Origin of the sequence: Escherichia sp. MOD1-EC4550, assembly GCF_963876935.1 — a bacterium.
Taxonomy (GTDB): Bacteria; Pseudomonadota; Gammaproteobacteria; order Enterobacterales; family Enterobacteriaceae; genus Escherichia; species Escherichia coli_F.
This window is the reverse complement of record NZ_CAWNSE010000001.1, coordinates 243,167-269,612: the sequence shown is the minus strand read 5'-3', so window position 1 is coordinate 269,612 and position 26,446 is coordinate 243,167. Positions and strand designations below refer to the sequence as shown.

Annotated in this window: 18 protein-coding genes, 1 tRNA gene and 1 pseudogene; 9 read left to right on the top strand and 11 right to left on the bottom strand. The window is 45.8% G+C overall.

Annotated features, from left to right (window positions below; genetic code table 11):
* Positions 1-104: 104 nt before the first annotated feature.
* From fadJ to AACU19_RS01215, 3 genes are all read right to left on the bottom strand, one after another.
* The gene (gene fadJ, locus AACU19_RS01225; protein ID WP_105277972.1) at positions 105-2,249 is read right to left on the bottom strand and encodes a fatty acid oxidation complex subunit alpha FadJ; all 2,145 of its coding nucleotides are present in this window, start codon (positions 2,247-2,249) and stop codon (positions 105-107) included.
* The gene (gene fadI, locus AACU19_RS01220; RefSeq protein WP_032303470.1) at positions 2,249-3,559 is read right to left on the bottom strand and encodes an acetyl-CoA C-acyltransferase FadI; all 1,311 of its coding nucleotides are present in this window, start codon (positions 3,557-3,559) and stop codon (positions 2,249-2,251) included. Before fadI ends, fadJ begins: the two co-directional genes overlap by 1 nt.
* A gap of 181 nt (positions 3,560-3,740) precedes the next feature.
* Complete coding sequence (locus tag AACU19_RS01215; protein ID WP_001296261.1) at positions 3,741-4,025, bottom strand: YfcZ/YiiS family protein; 285 nt, start codon at positions 4,023-4,025, stop codon at positions 3,741-3,743.
* A 371-nt stretch (positions 4,026-4,396) separates the two neighbouring features.
* Between AACU19_RS01215 and fadL the strand changes: the two genes are divergently transcribed.
* Together fadL and AACU19_RS01205 are read left to right on the top strand one after the other, a co-directional pair.
* Entirely contained in the window at positions 4,397-5,737 is a 1,341-nt protein-coding gene (fadL, locus tag AACU19_RS01210) for a long-chain fatty acid transporter FadL (protein ID WP_001353061.1), read from the top strand.
* 375 nt (positions 5,738-6,112) lie between these two features.
* Positions 6,113-7,312, top strand: a complete 1,200-nt coding sequence (locus AACU19_RS01205; RefSeq protein WP_105277971.1) for a hypothetical protein — start codon at positions 6,113-6,115, stop codon at positions 7,310-7,312.
* Between the two features lie 181 nt (positions 7,313-7,493).
* Here AACU19_RS01205 and mlaA read toward each other — a convergent pair whose 3' ends face one another.
* Positions 7,494-8,249 carry a phospholipid-binding lipoprotein MlaA gene (mlaA, locus tag AACU19_RS01200; RefSeq protein WP_000776770.1) on the bottom strand — a complete coding sequence of 252 codons (756 nt, stop codon included), beginning with the start codon at positions 8,247-8,249 and terminating at the stop codon, positions 7,494-7,496.
* Between the two features lie 293 nt (positions 8,250-8,542).
* Between mlaA and AACU19_RS01195 the strand changes: the two genes are divergently transcribed.
* Together AACU19_RS01195 and AACU19_RS01190 are read left to right on the top strand one after the other, a co-directional pair.
* Positions 8,543-9,475, top strand: coding sequence for a formate/nitrite transporter family protein (locus AACU19_RS01195; RefSeq protein WP_000368131.1), 933 nt, complete (start codon positions 8,543-8,545; stop codon positions 9,473-9,475).
* A 75-nt stretch (positions 9,476-9,550) separates the two neighbouring features.
* Positions 9,551-9,625: transfer RNA gene (locus AACU19_RS01190), tRNA-Arg, on the top strand.
* A gap of 435 nt (positions 9,626-10,060) precedes the next feature.
* Here the strand turns inward: AACU19_RS01190 and AACU19_RS01185 are convergent.
* Complete coding sequence (locus tag AACU19_RS01185) at positions 10,061-11,308, bottom strand: oligosaccharide MFS transporter (RefSeq protein WP_001197033.1); 1,248 nt, start codon at positions 11,306-11,308, stop codon at positions 10,061-10,063.
* A gap of 71 nt (positions 11,309-11,379) precedes the next feature.
* A complete protein-coding gene (locus AACU19_RS01180) occupies positions 11,380-12,294 on the bottom strand; it encodes an aminoimidazole riboside kinase (protein ID WP_001274880.1) in 915 nt (304 codons plus the stop codon).
* A 214-nt stretch (positions 12,295-12,508) separates the two neighbouring features.
* On the opposite strand from AACU19_RS01180, the gene cscA reads away from it, so the two are divergent.
* On the top strand, positions 12,509-13,942 hold the full coding sequence (gene cscA, locus AACU19_RS01175) for a sucrose-6-phosphate hydrolase (RefSeq protein WP_105277970.1): 1,434 nt from the start codon (positions 12,509-12,511) through the stop codon (positions 13,940-13,942).
* A 7-nt stretch (positions 13,943-13,949) separates the two neighbouring features.
* Here cscA and AACU19_RS01170 read toward each other — a convergent pair whose 3' ends face one another.
* Positions 13,950-14,945 (bottom strand): LacI family DNA-binding transcriptional regulator, encoded by a 996-nt coding sequence (locus tag AACU19_RS01170; RefSeq protein WP_032184766.1) that lies wholly within the window; start codon positions 14,943-14,945, stop codon positions 13,950-13,952.
* Positions 14,946-15,201: 256 nt separating this feature from the next.
* Between AACU19_RS01170 and AACU19_RS01165 the strand changes: the two are divergent.
* A pseudogene (locus tag AACU19_RS01165) lies at positions 15,202-15,420 on the top strand (GntT/GntP/DsdX family permease); the annotation flags it as partial.
* A complete protein-coding gene (dsdA, locus tag AACU19_RS01160; protein ID WP_105277969.1) occupies positions 15,402-16,730 on the top strand; it encodes a D-serine ammonia-lyase in 1,329 nt (442 codons plus the stop codon). The pseudogene AACU19_RS01165 and the gene dsdA, both read left to right, overlap by 19 nt.
* 128 nt (positions 16,731-16,858) lie before the next feature.
* On the opposite strand, the gene emrY is transcribed toward dsdA, so the two are convergent.
* Both emrY and emrK read right to left on the bottom strand, forming a co-directional pair.
* The gene (emrY, locus tag AACU19_RS01155) at positions 16,859-18,397 is read right to left on the bottom strand and encodes a multidrug efflux MFS transporter permease subunit EmrY (RefSeq protein ID WP_105277968.1); all 1,539 of its coding nucleotides are present in this window, start codon (positions 18,395-18,397) and stop codon (positions 16,859-16,861) included.
* Entirely contained in the window at positions 18,397-19,560 is a 1,164-nt protein-coding gene (gene emrK / locus AACU19_RS01150) for a multidrug efflux MFS transporter periplasmic adaptor subunit EmrK (RefSeq protein WP_105277967.1), read from the bottom strand. Before emrK ends, emrY begins: the two co-directional genes overlap by 1 nt.
* Positions 19,561-19,975: 415 nt before the next feature.
* Between emrK and evgA the strand changes: the two genes are divergently transcribed.
* Complete coding sequence (gene evgA / locus AACU19_RS01145; RefSeq protein WP_000991370.1) at positions 19,976-20,590, top strand: acid-sensing system DNA-binding response regulator EvgA; 615 nt, start codon at positions 19,976-19,978, stop codon at positions 20,588-20,590.
* A 4-nt stretch (positions 20,591-20,594) separates the two neighbouring features.
* Positions 20,595-24,188, top strand: coding sequence for an acid-sensing system histidine kinase EvgS (gene evgS / locus AACU19_RS01140; protein WP_105277966.1), 3,594 nt, complete (start codon positions 20,595-20,597; stop codon positions 24,186-24,188).
* Between the two features lie 55 nt (positions 24,189-24,243).
* On the opposite strand, the gene yfdE is transcribed toward evgS, so the two are convergent.
* Positions 24,244-25,389 (bottom strand): CoA:oxalate CoA-transferase, encoded by a 1,146-nt coding sequence (gene yfdE, locus AACU19_RS01135; protein WP_105277965.1) that lies wholly within the window; start codon positions 25,387-25,389, stop codon positions 24,244-24,246.
* 73 nt (positions 25,390-25,462) lie between these two features.
* Complete coding sequence (gene yfdV / locus AACU19_RS01130) at positions 25,463-26,407, bottom strand: transporter YfdV (protein ID WP_000955028.1); 945 nt, start codon at positions 26,405-26,407, stop codon at positions 25,463-25,465.
* Positions 26,408-26,446: the final 39 nt, after the last annotated feature.

Genomic DNA, 26,446 nt, shown 5'->3' with positions numbered 1-26,446 from the left:
TGAAACGCTGTTTTTTACCTCAATGGCGTAAGTATAGTCAATATGCGTTTACATTTTGACCAACACTCCGCCATTCAGCGCGGATTCATATAACTTTGACCTTCTTATTGCAGGTCAGTTGCAGTTGTTTTCCAAAAACTTTCCCCACGCTCGCTCATCTCAACTAAACGATCGCAAGGGGTAAAACGAGAACCGTACCGCGCGGTCAGACGTTGCATTATTGCAACCACTTCTGCCGCACCGAGAGCGTCGATATAGCGAAATGGGCCACCGAGAAACGGCGGAAACCCAATTCCAAATACCGCGCCGATATCCCCGTCACGCACGCTACGGATAACCTGCTCGTCCAGACAACGTACAGCTTCATTCAGCATCATCATCACACACCGTTCAGCAACCTGCGGTGCGGAGAGTCGCCCCTGCCCTTGCGCGCCAATCAGCGGATAAATAGCAGGATCGACCTGTTTTTTGCTTTTACGCCCTTTCGGCCGATAAAGATAGAAACCCCGACCATTTTTTCTGCCTTTGCGATCGTCATTCAAAATTGAAGAAACAACATTTGCAGGCGCGCTAAAACGTTCTCCATAAGCGGCTTCCAGTACAGGAATAATTTTAGTCCCGGTATCGATTCCTACCTCATCCAAAAGTTGGATTGGTCCCACCGGAAAACCAAACTTGACCAGTGCGGCATCGATATGCTTAACCCGTTCACCTTCAGTCAACATGCGAATAGCTTCATTGATGTAAGGCGCTAAAATGCGATTGACATAAAACCCGGCTTTGTCACGCACAACAATTGGCGTTTTTCCCTGTTTTTTCGCCAGTTTTACCGTTGTAGCGATGGTTTGCACCGATGTCCCCGTATGGGGAATGATCTCCACCAGCGGCATTTTTTCTACCGGGCTGAAGAAATGAAGACCGATAACCTGCTCCGGCCGCGAGGCGTGAGCGGCAATATCACTAATTGGTAAAGATGACGTATTCGAAGCGAAGATGGTATGAGTGGCGCAATTTCCCTCTACTTCTGCCACCATCTTTTGTTTTAATTCGAGATTTTCAAACACCGCTTCAATAATTAAGTCACGATGGGCAAAGCCGCGATAATCCGTTGTTCCCGAAATTAATGCCAGCTGTTTGTCACGTTCGCTGGCTTTGAGATGCCGGCGGCGCACTTTGCCCTCCAACTGATCCCAGCTGTACTTCAATGCATGATTTATGCCCTGCGGGTTGATATCTTTAATTCTGACCGGCAAACCTGCTTTACAAGCAGTAACATAAGCAATACCGCCCCCCATCAAGCCACCACCTAAAATCCCTACGCTATTTAACGGCGCGGGCGGAGCATCACTGCCCGGATCTTTCTTCACTTCGGTACTGGCAAAAAAGATACTACGCAGAGCCTGCGATTGTGGTGTCATCGCCAGTTCACCAAAGGCACGGGCTTCCGCGTCATAGCCGCTGCTGGTGCCTTGCGCTAATCCGGTTTCGATGACTTCAAGAATGCGTTTTGTCGCCGGATAGTTCCCCTGAGTTTTCTGCTCTGTTTTCTTGCCGACCATTTTGAACAACAGTGCACGACCTAGCGGCCCCGCCAGAATGCGCTCGCGTACAGGTAGCGGGCGGGAAGATAGTCGATCCTGCTTTGCCAACTCAACGGCGGATTCCAGTAAAATAGAGTGCGGAACGACATCATCCACCAGCCCCAGTTTTAAAGCCTGCTTTGCCCGTAGTTGCTTGCCTGTGAGGATCATCTCCAGCGCGGTGCTGACGCCAATGAGGCGCGGCAAACGCTGAGTACCGCCTGAACCTGGCAATAATCCAAGCTGAACTTCCGGCAAGCCAAGCACCGTTTTAGGATCGTCACTGCAGACGCGGCCATGACACGCCAGTGCCAGTTCCAGCCCGCCCCCCAGGCAAGCGCCATGAATAGCCGCGATAACCGGAACAGGCAGAGCATGAATCTCCGCCATTAACTGTTGCCCCTGCCGCGCCAGCTCTTCCGCTTCTTGCGCCGTTTTGCAGTTGCCGATCATGTTGATGTCTGCTCCGGCGATAAAGTTGTCCGGTTTCGCTGAGATAAATACAACTCCACGTAATTCTTTGTTTTCGCGAAGTTGCTTAATAATGGTGCGCACCTGCAAGGCAAACTCCGCCTTCAGGGTATTCATTTTCTCACCGGGAACGTCGATGGTGATGACTGCAATGTTGTCCAGACGAACATTAAGAGTAAAAGCTGATGCCATTTCCATTATTCCGCCTCCAGAACCATTGCCGCACCAAGCCCACCAGCAGCACAAGCGGTCACTAAGCCAAATCCACCGCCGCGACGGCGAAGTTCATGCAATGTCTGGGTAATCATCCGCGCTCCAGTCGCTGCGAAGGGATGCCCGTACGCAATGGAACCACCAAGCACGTTAAACTTACTATCGTCCACTTCACCAGTAGCATGGGAACGCCCCAGTACGTCGCGCGCAAAACGTTCGCTGCCAAGCAACTGAATATTGGCCAGCGTCTGGGCGGCAAAAGCTTCGTGCATATCAATCAATGTCAGATCGGCCATCGTCAATCCAGCGCGTTCCAGCGCCAGCGGCGTTGACCAGGCCGGGCCGAGCAACATGTCCTGCCAGACATCAATAGCGGTAAATGCGTAGCTACGCAGATATCCCAGCGGCACCAGGCCCAATTCTTTCGCCCGCGATTCAGTCATCAGGATCACCGCCGCTGCGCCATCGGTCAGCGGTGTACTGTTTGCTGCCGTTACCGTCCCGTGTTTGCGATCAAACGCCGGACGCAGCTTTGCGTAATCAGCAAGCGTGGAATTGCCGCGAATATTGTTGTCTTCCGCGAGCGGTTGTTTATAAGGAGGAACGTAGGCGGTCATTACCTCTTCTTTGAGTTTACCTTCTGACCATGCCTGAGCAGCACGCTGATGTGAACGGTGCGCCAGCGCATCTTGCTGTTCGCGAGTAATACCGTAGGTTTTCGCCATTTGTTCGGCGGTGTCGCCCATCCGCAAGCCTGTGGAATACTCCGCCACCGCAGGCGGTACGGGCATTAAGTCACGCAAACGCAAGCGAGAAAAAAGTTTCAGTCGTTGGCTCATCGTGCGGGCTTTGTTGACATCCACCAACACGCGCGCCAATTTTTTACTAACACCAATGGGCAATACGGAAGAGGAATCTGCCCCGCCGGCAATCCCCGCACGAATAGTTCCCGCCATCAGGCTTTCGGCGACGTTTGCAACCGCCTGAAAACTGGTAGCACAAGCGCGGCTGACGCTGTAAGCATCGGTATGGACATTCATTCCGGTGCCAAGAACAATTTCACGCGCAATGTTGGGGGCTTCAGGCATTTGTACGACCTGACCAAAAACCAGCTGTTCAATCACTTCGGCGGGGATCTCGCTGCGTGCCAGCAATTCGCCTACGACCATCTTCCCCAAATCAACAGCGGGAATGCCATGAAAAGCCGTCGCCTGACGGGCAAAAGGCGTACGTAAGCCGCTAACAATGGCGATACGATCGCCCTGGCGGGTAATCAGCGGTAAAACCTGACCCATAACACTCCCCTGTAAAAAAATAAATAAAGTGGTCTGACCTGATCATAGTCTTAACCATTTTTTTACATTTAGCCAAGTGGAGAAAAGGGAAAGTGGGAGCTATGACACAGAGAGAAAAGAGGAAGAGAAAATAAAAACGCCCCCGCCAGGAACTGACAGGGGCGTATATACCCGAGAGGAATTAACGCAGACCCAGCTGGAAGATCAACATTTCAGCTTCGCAGGCAAAAGTGAAATCGATATCCAGGCGCACACCGTCAGACTCTTCAGTGAAAGTCGGGGTGATTTTGCAAGGTTCGGATTCCACGCTACGGGCTTTTTCAGTCAGCGCCGCCAGCGTTTGTTCTGCTTCTGCGCGGTTTGCAAACACGCGGCTGTAAGACGCGGTGCAGTCGGAGTTGTCCATAATGGTGCCAACATCCATACAGCAGCAAACCGGGGTTTCATCAGCACTACATTTACTCATCGTTGATTTCCTCTGTATGTGCACCTAAGGTGCCAGATAAACGTTGGGGATATTTTACGCTTCCGGAAAGTGCTGCTCCAGTTGTTAATTCTGCAAAATCGGATAAGTGACCGAAATCACACTTAAAAATGATCTAAAACAAAATTCACCCGAATCCATGAGTGCGCCACCTCCAAATTTTGCCAGCTGGATCGCGTTTCTTAGATCATATTTGAAAAAATATAGAAACATACTTGCAACATTCCATCTGGTCCGACCTATACTCTCGCCACTGGTCTGATTTCTAAGATGTACCTCAGACCCTACACTTCGCGCTCCTGTTACAGTACGTAACATAGTTTGTATAAAAATAAATCATTGAGGTTATGGTCATGAGCCAGAAAACCCTGTTTACAAAGTCTGCTATCGCAGTCGCAGTGGCACTTATCTCCACCCAGGCCTGGTCGGCAGGCTTTCAGTTAAACGAATTTTCTTCCTCTGGCCTGGGCCGGGCTTATTCAGGGGAAGGCGCTATTGCCGATGATGCAGGTAACGTCAGCCGTAACCCCGCGTTGATTACCATGTTTGACCGCCCGACATTTTCTGCAGGTGCGGTTTATATTGATCCGGACGTAAATATCAGCGGAACGTCTCCGTCTGGTCGTAGCCTGAAAGCCGATAATATCGCGCCTACGGCATGGGTTCCGAATATGCACTTTGTTGCACCGATTAACGACCAATTTGGTTGGGGGGCTTCTATTACCTCTAACTATGGTCTGGCGACAGAGTTTAACGATACTTATGCAGGCGGTTCTGTCGGTGGTACCACCGACCTCGAAACCATGAACCTGAACTTAAGCGGTGCATATCGCTTAAATAATGCATGGAGCTTTGGTCTCGGTTTCAACGCCGTCTACGCTCGTGCGAAAATTGAACGTTTTGCAGGCGATCTGGGGCAACTGGTGGCTGGTCAGATTATGCAATCTCCTGCTGGGCGGACTCCTCAGGGGCAAGCATTAGCAGCTACCGCCAACGGCATCGACAGTAATACCAAAATCGCTCACCTGAACGGTAACCAGTGGGGCTTTGGCTGGAACGCCGGGATCCTGTACGAATTGGATAAAAACAACCGCTACGCATTGACCTACCGCTCTGAAGTGAAAATTGACTTCAAGGGTAACTACAGCAGCGATCTTAACCCGGCTTTTAATAACTACGGTTTGCCAATTCCTACCGCGACAGGTGGCGCAACGCAGTCGGGTTATCTGACGCTGAACCTGCCTGAAATGTGGGAAGTGTCGGGTTATAACCGTGTTGATCCGCAGTGGGCAATTCACTATAGCCTGGCTTACACCAGCTGGAGTCAGTTCCAGCAACTGAAAGCGACCTCAACGAGTGGCGACACGCTGTTCCAGAAACATGAAGGCTTTAAAGATGCTTACCGCATCGCGTTGGGTACCACTTATTACTACGATGATAACTGGACCTTCCGTACCGGTATCGCCTTCGATGACAGCCCAGTTCCGGCACAGAATCGTTCTATCTCCATTCCGGACCAGGACCGTTTCTGGCTGAGTGCAGGTACGACTTACGCATTTAATAAAGATGCTTCAGTCGACGTTGGTGTTTCTTATATGCACGGCCAGAGCGTGAAAATTAACGAAGGGCCATATCAGTTCGAGTCTGAAGGTAAAGCCTGGCTGTTCGGGACGAACTTTAACTACGCATTCTGATAACGCGTTTACCGGGTTAAAGTCACCTGCATAGCAGGTGGCTTTAACTCCCTCTCTTCACCGAAAGTAGTTTCCTCATTGCTTGCCTCCTGAGATAAGACAATTTTGCAAACAGCCTGATGTCAGCTTGCCCTTGCAAATCTGTAAGCGTTATCCACAAACAGGCCTGAAGGGAAAGACAGATTATCAGGCATTCTGCTCGTCCTTCTCAATGAGTTTACTTTTCTGAATTTCCAGGATACTCAAACCACCCTGGCTATTATGCGCTCATACACTCAAATTAAAGATAGGTTCTAAATAAATGAGCGTTTTTTGATAGTCTATTTTATTAGGTAATATATATTTGCAACAAATCAATCAACGTGGAATAAAATCATGCTACCAGCTGTTTCAATCAACAATACCTGCCCTACTTACACAGAATCCACCAATGAAAATAACAATAATGAAGTTAATGGATTAGTACAAGAGTTCAAAAACCTTTTTAATGGCAAGGAAGGAATAAGTACCTGTATTAAACATCTACTTGAGCTTATAAAAAATGCCATACGAGGAACCGGTGAACCTGATAGAATAATTATCAATAATTCCTCAGTTACTTATATTGATATTGGCTCCAATGATACAGACTATATTACTATTGGTATCAACAACCAAGAACCAATAAAATTATCTGCGAACTATAAAGACAAAGAACTCGTCCGTACTATCATTAATGACAACATAGTTGAGAAGACTCATGATGATATAAATAATGCTGAATATACTGATGATGGTATTATTGGTATTCATAATCAAGAACCAACAAAATCACCTGCGAACGATGAAAACAAAAAAGTCGGTCAAACCATCATCAGTAAAAATGTAGTAGAGAATACTCATGATATCCATAACAAGGAAATGATCTTCAGCGCAATAAAAGAAATATATGATGGAAATCCTGGTTTTATCTTCGATAAAATATCGCACAAACTCAGACATACGGTAACGAAATTTGATGAGAGCGGGAAAAGCGAACCAACGGACTTATTTACCTGGTACGGTAAAGATAAAAAAGGCGACTCTCTCGCTATTGTAATTAAAAATAAAAACGGAAATGATTACTTATCTCTCGGTTACTACGATCAGGACGACTACCACATTCAAAGAGGAATTCGTATTGATGGTGATAGTCTCACCCAATATTGTAGTAAAAACGCCAGGAATGCTTCAGCGTGGTTTGAAAGCAGTAAAGCTATCATGGCAGAATCATTCGCAACAGGTTCCGATCATCAGGTTGTAAACGAGCTCAACGGGGAAAGACTGAGAGAACCTAACGAAGTTTTTAAACGTTTAGGTCGAGCAATAAGATACAATTTTCAAGTGGACGATGCAAAATTTAGACGCGATAATGTAAAAGAAATAATTTCTACTTTATTCGCTAACGAAGTTGACGTTGACAATTCTCAAAATGAATATAAACAGTTTAAGGAAATCGAAGATAAAGTTGAAAAAAGACTTCAAAATCGCCAGATGAAATATCAAAGTGAAATTAAACAACTATCTGCGTTGGGTGTTAATTTTGATGATAATTAAAATTATTTGTCCAGTTTTTTGATTTTTCAACGTCTGAATATCGGAAACAGTCAGTGACGAACATCAGTATTTTTACATAATTTCGTCCGGGTCATTGTTGGTTTGTCTCCTTTTACTTGTGGTAATTGAGGGATAACAACAAAAAAGGTGAGTTTTGCGACTCACCTTTTTTATTTGTTTCTTATTCAGAATCGATATCTTTTAACTCATCCTGAATCGCTTGCGCGTTCGGGTTTTCCTGCGGTTTGAGTTCGCCGCCATTGGCGATGAAATCATGACGCTGGAAGTACGCTTCGCGCACCATAATGTATGGGTCGGACGACTGACGCAGCAGGCCGTCGGAATCCAGCAGTTGCGCACGGGTTTCGATACCTTCAAGCGTCCATTTACCCACGGACATCGGCCAGGTCAGCCAGGAAAGAACCGGGTAAAGACCATCCGCCATATCACCGCCGTCATCACGCAGCGTGAAGCTTCCGTAGAACGGTAATTGTACGTACGGCCCATACCCCACGCCATAATGACCAAGCGTACTACCGAAGCGGTGAGGTTCAGTCCGTTGCAGTTTCGGGTTCGCCATCCCCGCAACATCAATAAAGCCGCCCATCCCCAAAATAGTGTTCAGGAAAAAGCGGGTAAAGTGGACCATCCCCTGATAAGGGTCGCCCTGCAAGAAGTAGTTAACCATCACCGCAGGTTCTTCAAGGTTGCCGGTAAAGTTGCTCAAACCGTTACGCGCCGGTTGCGGAACATAATCACGCCAGGCGACTGCGACCGGTCGAACAATATACGGGTCTAATACATTGAAGTTGAAGTTGTACATGGTGCGGTTGAACCCTTCTAATGGGTCAGAACGCCCTTGCTGATCTGTACCGGAACTCGCACACCCCACCAGAAGCGTAGTTCCAAGAGCAAGCGCCGACAGGCGAAGCTTCATAAATGTCTCCCTGTTTTTTTATGGCTTATGCAGTTTGCCATCCATGACGGAACGATACCGTATCCGCCTGTTTAGGTGTGGGCGATTGTAACAGCACGTCAACTGATGTCCAGACGCCCTGATTTGCTGATTTGATCATAGCCTGGTAATCGACGCCCTGTAGGCTACTTGATTCTATAGAAACAGAAAAAGGCAAACACAGCCTTTTCTACATTTTCAGAGTAACTCCCGCCAGTTGCGAGCAAAAAAGCCGCTACGCTTTAGCTATACGTGCTAATTCAAGAGAAGAGACCATGGACAACGACAAAATTGATCAACACAGCGACGAAATTGAAGTTGAGAGCGAAGAAAAAGAACGCGGCAAAAAAATAGAAATAGATGAAGACCGACTCCCCTCCCGGGCGATGGCAATTCATGAACATATCCGCCAGGATGGTGAAAAAGAGCTGGAACGCGACGCAATGGCGCTACTGTGGTCAGCCATTGCGGCGGGTCTGTCGATGGGCGCTTCACTACTGGCAAAAGGGATATTTCATGTCGAACTGGAAGGCGTGCCGGGCAGTTTCTTGCTGGAGAATCTCGGTTATACCTTTGGCTTTATTATCGTCATTATGGCCCGCCAGCAATTATTTACCGAAAACACCGTGACTGCGGTACTACCCGTCATGCAAAAACCGACAATGAGCAACGTCGGCTTACTTATGCGGTTATGGGGCGTCGTGCTGCTGGGGAATATTCTCGGGACAGGTATTGCGGCGTGGGCATTTGAATATATGCCTATCTTTAATGAAGAAACTCGCGATGCATTTGTAAAAATCGGCATGGATGTGATGAAGAACACCCCCAGTGAGATGTTTGCCAACGCGATCATTTCCGGCTGGCTGATCGCCACTATGGTATGGATGTTTCCTGCAGCGGGTGCGGCAAAGATTGTAGTGATTATATTAATGACCTGGCTTATCGCCCTCGGAGACACCACCCACATCGTTGTCGGTTCTGTAGAAATCCTCTATCTGGTATTTAACGGCACGCTGCACTGGAGCGATTTCATCTGGCCCTTCGCGTTACCTACTCTGGCAGGAAACATCTGCGGCGGCACCTTTATCTTCGCGTTAATGAGTCATGCACAGATCCGTAACGACATGAGCAACAAGCGCAAAGCAGAAGCACGACAAAAAGCAGAACGTGCGGAAAACATTAAGAAAAATGATAAAAACCCGGCATAAATGGCGAGGGTTTAAGCAATCGAGCGGCAGTGTACTTACCCCGCTGAGCATTAGCGGGTATACTCATGCCGCATTGTCCTCTTAGTTAAATGGATATAACGAGCCCCTCCTAAGGGCTAATTGCAGGTTCGATTCCTGCAGGGGACACCATTTATCCTTCCAACGAAATCTACCTTCCCCGCGTAAAAGTTGGGTTTGGCAGCACACTTGCCCTAAATCTACTCATTTTCCCTGCAACAGGTTGAAATCTCAGCACTGTGCGGCGATGACTAAACAGCCCCGGGCCTGGCAATGTAATCATCACACAGAATCCTGATCGCGAAATCTGGCTTGACTCGATACTTCACTCCGCAATGCATTCCTTGATGGATTAGCAGGCCCGTGATACACGGGACAGGTCGCTGAATTACGACAATTTCCTGGAAATCAGCGAACCGCGTATCCTGAGAACATTTGAGCGACTGTTCCAGAACATGAATGAGGCGTTTGGATTAGGCGATTATTAGCCGCGCTAAGCATTTTGGTATTATTATTTTCCGGTTGAGGGATATAGAGCTATCGACAACAACCGAAAAGAGTTTACGTCTATATTGCAGAAGGTACAGGCGTTTCCATCACCATTTGCTCACGCTTTTTACTCAGGAAGAAAATGCCAAATAACAACATCAGGCAGACAATACCCGAAATTACGAAGAAAACCGTCTGGTAACCTGCATGGTCAAAAAGTATTCCAGTCGGCGTTGAAAGCAACACAATCCCCAACGAACTAGCAATTTGAAAACCAATCAGAAAGATCGTCGACGACAGGCGCTTATCAAAGTTTGCCACGCTGTATTTGAAGACGGAAATGACACACAGTGGAACCTCAATGGCATGTAACAGCTTCACTAATGAAATAATCCAGGGATTAACGAACAGTGCGCAGGAAAGAATACGCAACGCCATAATCACAACACCGATAAGTAATGCATTTTTTGGCCCTACCCGGTTAACAAAGAAAGGAATAATGGCCATGCACAGCGCTTCGAGTACAACCTGGAATGAGTTGAGATAACCATACAGGCGCGTTCCTACATCGTGTGATTCGAATAAACCTGCATAAAAAACAGGAAAGAGCTGTTGATCAAAAATGTTATAGAAAGACCACGTCCCCACAATAAATATGACGAAAATCCAGAAGTTTCGATCCTTGAAAACTGCAATAAAATCCTCTTTTTTTACCCCTCCCGCATCTGCCGCTACGCACTGCTGATCCTGATATTTAAAACGCATGTTGATCATCATAAATACAGCGCCAAATAGCGAAACCAACCAGAAGTTGATATGGGGACTGATACTGAAAAATATGCCAGCAAAGAACGCGCCAATCGCATAGCCAAAAGATCCCCAGGCGCGCGCTGTTCCATATTCGAAATGAAAATTTCGTGCCATTTTTTCGGTGAAGCTATCAAGCAGACCGCAGCCCGCCAGATACCCCAAGCCAAAAAAGAGCGCCCCCAAAATTAGACCTACAGAAAAATTGCTTTGCAGTAACGGTTCATAAACGTAAATCATAAACGGTCCGGTCAAGACCAGGATGAAACTCATACACCAGATAAGCGGTTTCTTCAGACCGAGTTTATCCTGGACGATGCCGTAGACCATCATAAATAGAATACTGGTAAACTGGTTGACCGAATAAAGTGTACCTAATTCCGTCCCAGTCAACCCTAGATGTCCTTTCAGCCAAATAGCGTATAACGACCACCACAGCGACCAGGAAATAAAAAAGAGAAATGAGTAACTGGATGCAAAACGATAGTACACATTTCTGAATGGTATATTCAGTGCCATAATTACCTGCCTGTCGTTAAAATATTCACGTCCTATTCAGAGACAAGAACGGCCTCGCCGTTTATTTCTCACTATTCCAGATCTTGTCGACATGGCAGCGCTGTCATTGCCCCTTTCGCCGTTACTGCAAGCGCTCCGCAACGTTGAGCGAGATCGATAATTCGTCGCATTTCTCTCTCATCGGTCTCTAATCCTGTAGAGGAAAGACCTGTGAGTAACCCGGCAACGAACGCATCTCCCGCCCCCGTGCTATCGACACAATTCACAGACATTCCAGCAAAATGGTGAACTTGTCCTCGATAACAGACCACCACCCCTTCTGCACCTTTAGTCACCAACAGCATGGCGATCTCATACTCTTTTGCCAGAGCACATATATCCCGATCGTTCTGTGTTTTTCCGCTGATAAGTCGCCATTCTTCTTCCGAGAGCTTGACGACATCCGCCAGTTGTAGCGCCTGTCGCAAACACAAGCGGAGCAAATGCTCGTCTTGCCACAGATCTTCACGAATATTGGGATCGAAGCTGACAAAACCTCCGGCATGCCGGATCGCCGTCATCGCAGTAAATGCGCTGGTACGCGAAGGTTCAGCAGACAACGCAATAGAACAGAGATGTAACCATTCGCCATGTCGCCAGAAGGGCAAGTCAGTCGTCTCTAAAAAAAGATCGGCACTAGGGCGGACCATAAACGTAAATGAACGTTCCCCCTGATCGTTCAGATCGACAAGCACCGTGGATGTTCGGTGCCATTCATCCTGCTTCAGATACGTGATATCGACTCCCTCCGTTAGCAGCGTTCTTTGCATTAACGCGCCAAAAGGATCATCACCCACCCGGCCTATAAACCCACTTATTCCGCCTAATCTGGCGATTCCCACCGCAACGTTAGCTGGCGCGCCGCCAGGACAAGGCAGTAGGCGCCCGTCTGATTCAGGCAAGAGATCGACAACCGCATCCCCTAAAACCCATACTTTGGCTGACATTTTTTCCCTCAAATTCATCTGACTTACGCATAGTGATAAACCTCTTTTTCGCAAAATCGTCATGGATTTACTAAAACATGCACATTCGATCACAAAACGTCATAGTTAACGTTAACATTTGTGATATTAATCACATTTATAAAGATAAGGGGCTTTATTTTTATAAAAGTTAACGTTAACAATTCACCAAATTTGCTTAACCAGGATGATTAAAATGACGCAATCTCGATTGCATGCGGCGCAAAACGCACTAGCAAAACTTCACGAGCGCCGGGGGAATACTTTTTATCCCCATTTTCACCTCGCGCCTCCAGCCGGGTGGATGAACGATCCAAACGGCCTGATCTGGTTTAACAATCGTTATCACGCGTTTTATCAGCATCACCCGATGAGCGAACACTGGGGGCCAATGCACTGGGGACATGCCACCAGCGACGATATGATCCACTGGCAGCACGAGCCTATTGCGCTAGCGCCAGGAGACGAGAATGACGAAGACGGGTGTTTTTCAGGTAGTGCTGTTGATGACAATGGTGTCCTCTCACTTATCTACACCGGCCACGTCTGGCTCGATGGTGCAGGTAATGACGATGCAATTCGTGAAGTACAATGTCTGGCTACCAGCCGGGATGGTATTCATTTCGAGAAACAAGGTGTGATCCTCACTCCACCAGAAGGAATCATGCACTTCCGCGATCCTAAAGTGTGGCGTGAAGCCGACACCTGGTGGATGGTAGTCGGGGCGAAAGACCCAGGCAACACGGGACAGATCCTGCTTTATCGCGGCAGTTCATTGCGTGAATGGACTTTCGATCGCGTACTGGCCCACGCTGATGCGGGTGAAAGCTATATGTGGGAATGTCCGGACTTTTTCAGCCTTGGCGATCAACATTATCTGATGTTTTCCCCGCAGGGAATGAATGCCGAGGGATACAATTATCGAAATCGCTTTCAAAGTGGTGTAATACCCGGAATATGGTCGCCAGGACGACTTTTTGCACAATCCGGGCATTTTACTGAACTTGATTATGGGCATGACTTTTATGCACCACAAAGCTTTTTAGCGAAGGATGGTCGGCGTATTGTTATCGGCTGGATGGATATGTGGGAATCGCCAATGCCCTCAAAACGTGAAGGCTGGGCAGGCTGCATGACGCTGGCGCGCGAGCTATCTGAGAGCAATGGCAAACTCCTACAACGCCCGGTACACGAAGCTGAGTCGTTACGCCAGCAGCATCAATCAATCTCTCCCCACACAATCAGCAACAAATATGTTTTGCAGGAAAACGCGCAAGCGGTTGAGATTCAGTTGCAGTGGGCTCTGAAGAACAGCGATGCCGAACATTACGGATTACAGCTCGGCACGGGAATGCGGCTGTATATTGATAACCAATCTGAGCGACTTGTTTTGTGGCGGTATTACCCACACGAGAATTTAGATGGTTACCGTAGTATTCCCCTCCCGCAGCGTGACACGCTCGCCCTAAGGATATTTATCGATACATCATCCGTGGAAGTATTTATTAACGACGGGGAAGCTGTGATGAGTAGCCGAATCTATCCGCAGCCAGAAGAACGGGAACTGTCGCTCTATGCCGCCCACGGAGTGGCCGTGCTGCAACATGGAGCACTCTGGCAACTGGGGTAACATAATATCAGGTGGAACAACGGATCAACAGCGGGCAAGGGATCTGCGTTACCCTTCCCCCTTCACGACCTTCAATAATATGCAATGCAGCTTCCCGCCCGATAATGTCATGTGGAAGCTGAATTGTGGTCAGCGGCGGTAAAAACAGATGCCCGACGCCAACCAGATTATCAAAGCCCATTACGGCGACATCCTGCGGGATACGTACCCCCTTCGCCAGAAGAACCTGATAAGCCACAAAGGCTGCGCGATCGTTACCACAAATCAGAACATCAAAATCTGGTTTTCCAGACTGGAAGTGGGCATTGAGTATACTTGCGAGATCGGTGTAGTGATCATCACCTATGGCCATGTGAAATTGTTTCACCTCAGCCAGATCTCGTCCAGCATCACGCCAGGCCTGCTCAAATCCCTGCCGACGATACCCTGTTGCCAACGCACCTTCCGGTAGCCAGAAGCATAACGGTTGACGATAGCCCGCCGCGAGCAAATGCTGTGTTGCTTCATATTGGGCAGTGTAATCATCAGGGATATAACTGGGTAACGCTGGGTCATCCGCCACACAGTTCGCCAATACAATATTTTCACCATGCAGAGACTCAGGCAGCGTGATATGCCTCAGTCCCATTGTAGTATAGATAATGCCATCCGGACGGAGGGCAAGCAGCTGACGTGCCGCGCGGGCAGCGTCATCTTCAGAAAAAATATTGATTAAAAAACTATTCCAGCCAAACTCGCTGGCGGTTTGTTCAATGGCAAGCAGAATATCAACAGAGAAAGGAGTGGTAGCAGTATCCTGCGCCAGCACGGCGAGAGTCGACGGCTTACGTCCCTGAGCGCGCATCTTACGAGCGGAAAGATCAGGAACATAATTCAGGGTTTGGATTGCCTGCAATACGCGGTCACGCGTTGCAGGACGCACAGATTCTGCATTATGCATCACCCGGGAGACAGTCATCATCGACACTCCCGCCAGGCGTGCGACATCCTTTAATGAAGCCATACCCAAGCCGTTTGCCGTAAAACGGGCACTGTAGCAGAAACAGACGTCACTGGCGAGATCCAGCGATATTCTCAACGTCCTATCACCCGACACGACAATACAGTAAAAAATAACAAGAATTCCCGGACAATTGTAACCAATTCCGCCTCTGTTCTCGCCAACGTGTCACCATGCAGACAAGTAGGTAAAACATGCCGACTGGCATCACCCACCCGGAGAAAAAATATAAATATGGATCATTGTGCTGTGGCTGTAACCAGACATCAGCCCGGAAATTATTGCGATTGGCTGCACGATCGTTACGGACTCGCTTTTCTGGCTGGTGAAGCAATATTGCGGCGCTACGCTCAATGAAGCATTTAAATACTATACGACAGCGACATTTATCGCTTCAGTCGTCGCTCTGGCGGACACATTCCTGCTGTCATTTATCATCGAAGCGCAAAGAGACATACTATGGAAAACGCTAAAATGAACTCGCTCATCGCCCAGTATCCGTTGGTAAAGGATCTGGTTGCTCTTAAAGAAACCACCTGGTTTAATCCTGGCACGACTCCATTGGCTGAAGGTTTACCTTATGTTGGCCTGACCGAACAGGATGTTCAGGACGCCCATGCGCGCTTATCTCGTTTTGCCCCCTATCTGGCAAAAGCATTTTCTGAAACTGCTGCCACTGGAGGGATTATTGAATCAGAACTGGTTGCGATTCCGGCTATGCAAAAACGGCTGGAAAAGGAATATCAGCAACCGATCAGCGGGCAACTGTTACTGAAAAAAGATAGCCATTTGCCTATTTCCGGCTCCATAAAAGCACGCGGCGGGATTTATGAAGTCCTGGCACATGCAGAAAAACTGGCTCTGGAAGCAGGGTTGCTGACGCTTGAAGATGACTACAGCAAACTGCTTTCTCCGGAGTTTAAGCAGTTCTTTAGCCAATACAGCATTGCTGTGGGCTCAACCGGAAATCTGGGGTTATCAATCGGTATTATGAGCGCCCGCATTGGCTTTAAGGTGACAGTACATATGTCTGCTGATGCCCGAGCATGGAAAAAAGCGAAACTGCGCAGCCATGGCGTTACGGTCGTGGAATATGAGCAAGATTATGGGGTTGCCGTCGAGGAAGGACGTAAAGCAGCGCAGTCTGACCCGAACTGTTTCTTTATTGATGACGAGAATTCCCGCACGTTGTTCCTTGGGTATTCCGTCGCAGGCCAGCGTCTTAAAGCGCAATTTGCCAAGCAAGGTCGTATCGTCGATGCTGATAACCCTCTGTTTGTCTATCTGCCGTGTGGTGTTGGCGGTGGTCCTGGTGGCGTCGCATTCGGTCTTAAACTGGCGTTTGGCGATCATGTTCACTGCTTTTTTGCCGAACCCACGCACTCCCCTTGTATGCTGTTAGGCGTCCATACTGGATTACACGATCAGATTTCTGTTCAGGATATTGGTATCGACAACCTTACCGCCGCGGATGGCCTTGCTGTTGGTCGCGCATCAGGCTTTGTCGGGCGGGCAATGGAGCGTCTGCTGGATGGCTTCTATACCCTTAGCGATCAAACCATGTATGACATGCTTGGCTGGCTGGCGCAGGAAGAAGACATTCGTCTTGAGCCTTCAGCACTGGCGGGTATGGCCGGGCCTCAGCGCGTGTGCGCATCAGTAATTTACCAACAGATGCAAGGTTTCAGCACAGAACAACTGCGTAATGCCACTCATCTGGTGTGGGCGACAGGAGGTGGAATGGTGCCAGAAGAAGAGATGAAGCAATATCTGGCTAAAGGCCGTTAATAACGTTTCACCGCAGCATCGCCATCCTTTCCCTGGGTGAGCGATGCTGCCTGATAATATCCATATAAAATGATGGTACAGGTTCAAAATTCCGCGGACTTACCTGCTCTAGCCTCCTCTTTTTACCATCACCCAACGCCTTTCGCTGTAAACGGCGGTCTCGCGAACCAAACTAAAACTGTAAGTAAGATAAAAGCAATAGCCGCCATACGGAAAATCTCATTTGCAGAAATAGAAAGTGACTGCTGGGTTATTTCATTATTAATTTCATTAAGAACCCCTGAAAGCGAACCATAGTATTTATCCATAATTTGTGATGATGAATTAAACACGGGGTTAAATTGATCGATGGTTGCTGTCAACTGACTATGGTGTAACGATTCGCGTCGTCCCCACAACGTCATTGTCAACGACGTACCAACTGATCCTGACAGGGTACGAAAAAAATTACTCATACTCGAGGCATTGGCAAATTTATTATCTGGCAACCCTGAAAACGAAATCGTTGTTAAGGGTAAAAAGAAACAGGCAACGGCGAATCCCTGGAAAAACTGTGGCAAAATGATGCCTGTGAAATCAATCGTTGGCATAAATGTCACAGAACGCCAGTAATAGCAAACCGCATACATCAAAAAACTAAATGTAACCAATGCACGCATATCAATTTTGTTGCCATAACGTCCTATTAAAGGCGATATTAATAGTGGCATTATGCCGATTGGCGCATAGGCAAGCCCGGCCCATATCGCATTATACCCCATAGTTTCCTGCAGCAACTGCGGCATAAGTACAATCGCCCCAGAGTAAAATAAATATGCGCATGTGATACACACAATACCAATGGTGAAATTACGCGACGTGAATAAACTGAGGTCAAGAATCGGATTCTCTGAGGTCGACTCCCAAATGACTAAAGAAATCAGAGAAATAACTGACACTACTGTTAATATTATGATTGTACTCGAGTTGAACCAATCCAGATCGCGCCCTTTATCAAGCATTATTTGCAAGCCACCAACACCGAGCACTAACAGGGTCAACCCTGGTAAATTCATTTTGACCGGTGAAGTTTCAGTTTCTCTTCCTTTAAGTAAAGTTAAACATAATGTCAGGACGATAATCCCCATAGGGACATTGATTAAAAATATCCATCCCCAACTAAAGTTATCACAAATATAGCCACCCAATATCGGCCCACAAATCGGAGCGATAATTACAGTCATTGACCATAACGCCAAAGCAAATGTTCTTTTTTCTGGCGGATAATTCCTTAATAATAAACTCTGTGACAATGGAATTAACGGCCCCGCCATTAATCCCTGGACGACTCTAAAAAATATAAGAACATCAAGATTAGTCGAAAGACTACACATTAATGAAGACAGCGAAAAGAAGGTTACTGATAGTAAAAATAACCTTAATTCGCCTATTCTTTGTGCCAGCCTGCCGGTAACAGGGATCGCAATGGCATTTGCTACGCCAAACGATGTGATAACCCATGTGCCTTCGTCCGTTGATGCTCCGAGAAAGCCAGATATTGTGGGTATTGCGACGTTAGAAATAGTGGAGTCCAACATTTGCATAAACGTCGCTAATGACAATGCAATAGTGACGCACCATAACGTCCCACCGGTTAATGGTGCCGGAGTTGATTTAGTGATTGCCATTAAAGTTGTCCATTATGAGAAATAATGTTGTTAATCTCTTTTTCTATCGGACTGGTATCGATAACTAAGGCCTTACTGGTGTAAGCAGGCATGGACGTCACGGATGAAGCCAGATCAGGCATATCGGCAATGTCTTCGTTCTTGGTATCAATGGTTGCAGTCATCGATAAACCAATGCGCAAGGGATGTTCCATGAGTTCTTTTGGATCCAGAGACACCTCAACCGGTACACGCTGAACGATTTTGATCCAGTTCCCTGTCGCATTTTGTGCAGGTAATAAGGAGAACGCATTGCCGGTTCCCATATTGATCCCTGTCACCCGACCATGAAACACAACATTTTCACCATAAAGATCGCTGATTATATTAACCGATTGACCAATCCGTACATCCGTGAGTTGTGTTTCTTTAAAGTTGGCATTAACCCACATTTGACGTGCCGGTACGACAGCCATTAACGATTGTCCAGGACTCACTGTTTCGCCAACCTGCACACTTCGCTGGGCAATATAACCAGTAACCGGACTCTTAATATCCGTACGCTTAAGCGCTAACCAGGCTTCTTTGGTTGCATCCGCAGCTTCAACAACTTGTGGCTGGCGATTTAATGGTGTGTTCATTACTAAGGCTTTGTTCGCTTTATAAGCCTGAATAGCTGCATTCAATGCCGCTTTGCTACTTATTAACGTATTTTTGGTGTGCTCCAGCGTTTCTTTTGAAATAACCCCCTGCTTTGCTAGCGGCACACGACGATTATAATCTTCTAAAGATTGTTGATACTGGATACGTGCTGAAGCGACTTCGGCACTGTATTGTTTATCCTGTAAGTATAGTTTATTCGTTTGTCGCACAATATTTGCCAGATTATTTTTAGCTTTATTGAGTGCAATCGTAGCATCAGTTTTATCCAGTGAAACTAAAATGTCACCCTGTCGAACAAAGTTCGTATCTTTATGATTAACGACAGTGACACTGCCTGAGACTTGTGCAGAAATTGGATCAGCATTCCCCGTAACATAGGCGTCATCTGTACTAATCATGTCTTCTAATTCCAGTGACCAATAGGCATAGGCTCCTGAAAACGCAATAAATAAAACCACTGCTAATAAAGAAAAATATTTTCTTCTGTCAGAATGTTTTTTATTTGAATTAATCTGTTCCACTATTATCTCTCATTTCGCATAGATGAAATTTATGAATTGAATGAAAAGAGTATTCATTCTTCATATCAAACACAGTGCATGTGTTACACATTATCCCAGGAACGTTGGAGGCCTAATTTAAAGGAGTTGCAGAAGATACAACAGAGGACTAAACCGTGACTTTTGCAATACAATTCTTACGCCTGTAGGATTAATGAGAAGCCTTATAGTACTCATTTGAAACTATAAGTTAGCGGTATCATCCCTGATTTTATTGTTGACATTTTATTTATGCCGACTATTTATATGGTATACTTGCCGAATTATCTTAAAGGAAGCTCAAATTTTCTTATTTTTATTGAGAAAATGAGATGATGCCTTATGTCTGTATTACTACAGGGAGAAGGGAAATGCTTCATTGCAAAGGGAATAATCTATGAACGCAATAATTATTGATGACCATCCTCTTGCTATCGCAGCAATTCGTAATTTATTGATCAAAAACGATATTGAAATCTTAGCAGAGTTGACTGAAGGCGGAAGCGCCGTTCAGCGGGTGGAAACACTTAAGCCTGATATCGTCATCATTGATGTCGATATCCCCGGAGTTAACGGTATCCAGGTGTTAGAAACGCTGAGAAAGCGCCAATATAGCGGAATTATTATTATTGTCTCCGCTAAAAATGACCATTTTTACGGGAAACATTGTGCTGATGCTGGCGCTAATGGTTTCGTGAGTAAAAAAGAAGGCATGAACAATATCATTGCGGCTATTGAAGCTGCAAAAAATGGCTACTGCTATTTCCCCTTCTCTCTCAACCGGTTTGTTGGAAGTTTAACGTCCGACCAGCAAAAACTCGACTCCTTATCGAAACAAGAAATTAGTGTTATGCGGTATATTCTTGATGGCAAGGATAATAATGACATTGCTGAAAAAATGTTCATCAGCAACAAAACTGTCAGCACTTATAAAAGTCGCTTGATGGAAAAATTAGAATGCAAATCACTGATGGATCTTTACACATTCGCACAACGTAACAAAATCGGCTAACCACATGAAGTTTTTACCCTATATTTTTCTTCTCTGTTGTGGTCTTTGGTCGACCATAAGTTTCGCAGACGGAGATTACATCGAATATCGTGGCATCAGTAGTAACAACCGTGTCACACTTGATCCACTACGTCTGAGCAACAAGGAATTACGCTGGCTGGCGAGCAAAAAAAATCTTGTGATTGCAGTACACAAGTCCCAAACAGCTACGTTGTTGCATACCGATTCGCAGCAACGGATTCGTGGTATTAATGCTGATTATTTAAATCTTTTAAAAAGAGCGTTAAATATCAAATTAATACTCCGGGAATACGCAGATCATCAAAAAGCAATGGACGCGCTGGAAGACGGTGAAGTTGATATCGTGTTATCACATTTAGTTACTTCGCCGCCTGTTAATGAGGACATTGCTGCAACCAAACCATTGATAATTACCTTTCCGGCGCTGGTAACCACCCTTCACGACTCAATGCGACCGCTTACCTCACCAAAACCAGTAAATATTGCTCGGGTAGCAAATTACCCCCCAGACGAGGTAATTCATCAATCATTTCCAAAAGCAACAATTATCTCTTTTACAAATTTATATCAGGCATTAGCATCCGTTTCTACCGGACAGAATGATTACTTTATTGGTAGTAACATCATTACCAGCAGTATGATTTCCCGCTATTTCACTCACTCCTTAAATGTAGTGAAATATTATAACTCGCCGCGTCAATATAATTTTTTCTTGACCAGAAAAGAATCCGTCATTCTTAATGAAGTACTCAATCGGTTTGTTGATGCTTTAACAAATGAAGTTCGCTATGAAGTATCACAAAATTGGCTTGATACAGGAAACCTGGCCTTTCTGAACAAACCATTAGAACTCACTGAACATGAAAAACAGTGGATTAAGCAACATCCCGATTTAAAGGTGCTGGAAAATCCTTACTCCCCTCCCTATTCTATGACTGATGAAAATGGCTCGGTTCGGGGCGTTATGGGGGATATTCTTAATATTATTACCTTGCAAACAGGTTTAAATTTTTCTCCGATCACCGTTTCACACAATATCCATGCCGGAACACAGCTTAATCCCGGTGGATGGGATATCTTACCTGGCGCTATTTATAGTGAAGATCGAGAAAATAATGTTTTATTTGCTGAAGCCTTCATAACAACGCCTTACGTTTTCGTCATGCAAAAAGCGCCTGATAGTGAACAAACTTTAAAAAAAGGAATGAAAGTTGCCATTCCATATTACTATGAGCTTCATTCGCAATTGAAAGAGATGTATCCGGAGGTTGAGTGGATACAAGTCGATAATGCTAGCGCTGCATTTCACAAGGTTAAGGAAGGTGAACTTGATGCCCTGGTCGCGACACAGCTAAATTCGCGTTACATGATCGACCATTACTATCCTAATGAGCTTTATCATTTTCTTATTCCCGGCGTTGAGAATGCATCGCTTTCGTTCGCTTTTCCTCGCGGAGAACCAGAACTTAAGGATATTATTAATAAAGCATTGAATGCAATTCCCCCAAGCGAAGTTCTGCGCCTGACGGAAAAATGGATCAAAATGCCCAATGTGACCATTGACACATGGGACCTCTATAGTGAGCAATTTTACATTGTTACGACTTTATCCGTTTTATTAGTTGGCAGTAGCCTTTTATGGGGATTCTACCTGTTACGCTCAGTTCGTCGTCGTAAGGTAATTCAGGGTGATTTAGAAAACCAAATATCATTCCGGAAAGCACTCTCGGATTCCTTACCGAATCCAACTTATGTTGTAAACTGGCAAGGTAATGTCATTAGTCACAATAGTGCATTTGAACATTATTTCACTGCTGATTACTACAAAAATGCAATGTTACCATTAGAAAACAGTGACTCCCCCTTTAAAGATGTTTTTTCTAATGTGCATGAAGTCACAGCAGAAACAAAAGAAAACAGAACAATATATAGCCAAGTTTTTGAAATTAATAATGGTACTGAAAAAAGATGCATTAATCATTGGCATACATTATGCAATTTACCTGCAAGTGACAATGCAGTATATATTTGTGGTTGGCAAGATATTACCGAGACGCGTGATTTAATTCATGCACTCGAAGTAGAAAGAAATAAAGCGATCAATGCAACTGTCGCAAAAAGCCAGTTCCTGGCAACAATGAGTCACGAAATAAGAACACCAATAAGCTCCATTATGGGCTTCCTGGAACTTCTGTCGGGTTCAGGTCTTAGCAAGGAGCAACGTGTGGAGGCGATTTCACTTGCTTACGCCACCGGACAGTCACTCCTCGGCTTAATTGGTGAAATCCTTGATGTCGACAAAATTGAATCGGGTAACTATCAACTTCAACCACAATGGGTCGATATCCCTACTTTAGTCCAAAACACTTGTCATTCTTTCGGTGCGATTGCTGCAAGCAAATCCATCGCATTAAATTGCAGCAGTACGCTTCCTGAACGCTACCTGGTTAAAATCGACCCTCAAGCATTTAAGCAGGTGCTGTCTAATTTACTGAGTAATGCCCTTAAATTTACCACCGAGGGGGCAGTAAAAATTACGACTTCCCTGGTTCATATTGATGACAACCACGCTGTTATCAAAATGACGATTATGGACACCGGAAGCGGATTATCGCAGGAAGAACAACAACAACTGTTTAAACGCTATAGCCAAACAAGTGCAGGTCGTCAGCAAACAGGTTCTGGTTTAGGCTTAATGATCTGCAAAGAATTAATTAAAAACATGCAGGGCGATTTGTCATTAGAAAGTCATCCAGGCATAGGAACGACATTTACGATCACAATCCCGGTAGAAATTACCCAACAAGTGGCGACTGTCGAGGCAAAAGCAGAACAACCTATGACACTCCCTGAAAAGTTGAGCATATTAATCGCGGATGATCATCCGACCAACAGGCTATTACTCAAACGCCAGCTAAACCTATTAGGGTATGATGTTGATGAAGCCTCTGATGGTGTACAGGCGCTACACAAAGTCAGTATGCAACATTATGATCTGCTTATTACTGACGTTAATATGCCGAATATGGATGGTTTTGAGTTGACCCGCAAACTCCGTGAGCAACATTATTCTTTACCCGTCTGGGGGCTTACGGCCAACGCACAGGCTAATGAACGCGACAAAGGGTTAAGTTGTGGCATGGATCTATGCTTGTTCAAACCATTGACCCTGGATGTACTAAAAACACATTTAAGTCAGTTACAACAGGTTGCGCATATTGCTCCCCTGTATCGCCATCTTGATATCGAAGCCCTGAAAAATAATACGGCGAACGATCTGCAACTAATGCAGGAGATTCTCATGACTTTCCAGCATGAAACGCATAAAGATCTATCCGCTGCGTTTCATGCGCTAGAAGCTGGCGATAACAGAACTTTCCATCAGTGTATTCATCGCATCCACGGTGCGGCTAACATCCTGAATTTGCAAAAGTTGATTAATCTTAGCCACCAGTTAGAAATAACGCCCGTTTCAGATGACAGCAAGCCTGAAATTCTTAAGTTGCTGAACTCTGTTAAAGAACACATTGCAGAGTTAGACCAGGAGATTGCGGTTTTCTGTCAACAAAATGACTAAATAGCGGCTCCCACAATGTTCAAATGTGGGAGCTATTTACCAGCACATCTAACATTTACGATGAGAATTCCTGGCGAATTTGTTCCCCATGCTGGTCGAGCGTTGCCGCTCCCGGCATAACATGCGGGTCCGCGCAGCCGCTGATTTTTATCGGATTACCCGGCATCATTATTCCGCCAGCTTCAATCAACATATTTCTCGCCTGAGTTTGTGGCAAATTAATGGCCTCAGCCACACTTAATAGCGGCGCTACAGGCACACCAACTTCATGTATTCTGGCTAACCAAACTTCAGCTGCCTGCGTTTTTAACGTCCGCTCAATATATTGTTTAAGAATAGCTTGATTTTGTACACGTAAAATATTGCTGTTAAATCGGGGATCATCAACAAGTTCCGTCAGATCCAGTGCCTGGCATAACGCAGAAAAAAGCTTGTCATTACCACAACAAATAGTAATTGGTTTATCCTGAGTATCGAAAACATCAAAAGGAGCCATGTAGGGATGGCGATTTCCCAGACGTTGTGGTGACTTCCCAGTCGCGATATATGCCATCAGTCCATGCTCCAGAAAACTCAGAGTGGCATCAAACATCGCGATATCGACATGCGCCCCTCGCTGGCTCTTTTCGCGGCCATAAAGCGCACTCACAATTCCACTGAATAAATAGACACCGCCACATAAATCCGCAAGAGAGGTGCCAACACGCACTGGCGGAGCATCAGGATATCCCGTTTCCATCATTATTCCACTCATTGCCTGAATAATGGTATCGTAGGCCGGAGCATCTTTTAGCGGACCGGTATGTCCGAAACCTGACGATGAAGCATAGATGAGGCGTGGGTTGATTTCTTGTAGAGTTTCCCATGAAAACCCCAGTTTTTCCATTGTACCTGGGCGAAAATTCTCAGCTAATACATCCGCTTGTTTAAGCATATTTATAAATATGCTTTTATCGTGATCATTCTTTAAATCAAGAACCACACTCTCTTTGCCATGATTAATAAAACTGTAATAGAGTGACTGTCCATCCACATAGGGACCAAATGTGCGGGTATCATCACCATGACCTGGCGGCTCAACTTTAATTACCCTTGCGCCCATATTACAAAGGAGTTGAGTTCCGAAAGGCCCATTAAGGACATGAGTCATATCAATAACTAATAAGCCTTCAAACGGCCCTTTGCTTTCAGTATTTGTCATTTGCTTATGCCTTGAAAAAAAGCCGAAGGTGAAAAGACTCTTCGGCATTTATGAAAATTAATAACATGATTAATTATGAAACCAGTCGACTGACATAAATCCACAAGGGAGCCGTGACGACAAAACCCAGCACACTAACAGCCAATGACGCTGTACCAGTGCGGGTGTAGACATTAAACCGGCTGGCAATAATGATTCCGGAGAATGCCGGCGGTAATGCGCCTGCCAGTACCATCATCTGCAGATGTTCGCTGTTCAAATGACATGCCATACCAACGAGAAGCAGTGCCAGTGGCATCAGAATCAGCTTCAGGAAGGTGTTATAAGCAATTTCAGCACTGAACTCGAATTTATGTGCAGCCAGAGTCAACCCCGCAGCGAATACCGCTACCCCTGAGTTAGCCTTCGCAATCAGATTAAAGGTTGGATCCCATGCTGCCGGAATTTTTACCCCAACCAACACCAGGATCGTTGCCAGAACAGGTGCCCATACGACTGGCTCCTTTGCCGCAGAGATTAACGCGCTCAGATTGCTATTCTTCTTACCATCCGCTCCTGAGGAGGGATTCAGCAAATACAGACCAATAGGAATAGTAATTGCGTTAACAATAATAGAAATAATTGCTACCACTAAACCTGTTGATACGGAATCACCATAAATAGGGTCGAGAACTGCAAACCCCAGGAATCCAATGGTAGGTGAACCTGCAATTAATGCACATACTGCTGCTTCTGCATGGGTACGTTTAAAAAATTTGTAGCAACCAAACCAGGAGAAAAAGAAACATCCGACAATAACCACAAGTGATACAAGGGTCAGGCGAGTGTCCGCAAAAATCATTTCCCTGTTTGCCCGGGTAATAGAAACAAATAGGGCCGCAGGAAGAGCGTAGTTTAATACCAGTTTATTAAATGCCCGGGCTTGATCTTCTGAAAAAGTTTCTCGTCTGCCGCTAAAATAACCCAACAGCATGATTACGATAATAGGCAATAAATCGCCAATAAAAAATGTTAGCATAATAGTATTTCCGATAAGGGTCCCCTCACCATCGATAAT

Excerpts from the sequence above, each read along its gene's own strand:
- evgA (WP_000991370.1), top strand. The coding sequence starts at position 19,976 with ATGAACGCAATAATTATTGATGACCATCCTCTTGCTATCGCAGCAATT.
- AACU19_RS01215 (WP_001296261.1), bottom strand. The coding sequence starts at position 4,025 with ATGAGTAAATGTAGTGCTGATGAAACCCCGGTTTGCTGCTGTATGGAT.
- fadL (WP_001353061.1), top strand. The coding sequence starts at position 4,397 with ATGAGCCAGAAAACCCTGTTTACAAAGTCTGCTATCGCAGTCGCAGTG.
- yfdE (WP_105277965.1), bottom strand. The coding sequence starts at position 25,389 with ATGACAAATACTGAAAGCAAAGGGCCGTTTGAAGGCTTATTAGTTATT.
- AACU19_RS01180 (WP_001274880.1), bottom strand. The coding sequence starts at position 12,294 with ATGTCAGCCAAAGTATGGGTTTTAGGGGATGCGGTTGTCGATCTCTTG.
- yfdV (WP_000955028.1), bottom strand. The coding sequence starts at position 26,407 with ATGCTAACATTTTTTATTGGCGATTTATTGCCTATTATCGTAATCATG.
- AACU19_RS01205 (WP_105277971.1), top strand. The coding sequence starts at position 6,113 with ATGCTACCAGCTGTTTCAATCAACAATACCTGCCCTACTTACACAGAA.
- fadI (WP_032303470.1), bottom strand. The coding sequence starts at position 3,559 with ATGGGTCAGGTTTTACCGCTGATTACCCGCCAGGGCGATCGTATCGCC.
- AACU19_RS01170 (WP_032184766.1), bottom strand. The coding sequence starts at position 14,945 with ATGGCTTCATTAAAGGATGTCGCACGCCTGGCGGGAGTGTCGATGATG.
- cscA (WP_105277970.1), top strand. The coding sequence starts at position 12,509 with ATGACGCAATCTCGATTGCATGCGGCGCAAAACGCACTAGCAAAACTT.
- AACU19_RS01185 (WP_001197033.1), bottom strand. The coding sequence starts at position 11,308 with ATGGCACTGAATATACCATTCAGAAATGTGTACTATCGTTTTGCATCC.
- mlaA (WP_000776770.1), bottom strand. The coding sequence starts at position 8,249 with ATGAAGCTTCGCCTGTCGGCGCTTGCTCTTGGAACTACGCTTCTGGTG.
- evgS (WP_105277966.1), top strand. The coding sequence starts at position 20,595 with ATGAAGTTTTTACCCTATATTTTTCTTCTCTGTTGTGGTCTTTGGTCG.
- dsdA (WP_105277969.1), top strand. The coding sequence starts at position 15,402 with ATGGAAAACGCTAAAATGAACTCGCTCATCGCCCAGTATCCGTTGGTA.
- AACU19_RS01195 (WP_000368131.1), top strand. The coding sequence starts at position 8,543 with ATGGACAACGACAAAATTGATCAACACAGCGACGAAATTGAAGTTGAG.
- fadJ (WP_105277972.1), bottom strand. The coding sequence starts at position 2,249 with ATGGAAATGGCATCAGCTTTTACTCTTAATGTTCGTCTGGACAACATT.
- emrY (WP_105277968.1), bottom strand. The coding sequence starts at position 18,397 with ATGGCAATCACTAAATCAACTCCGGCACCATTAACCGGTGGGACGTTA.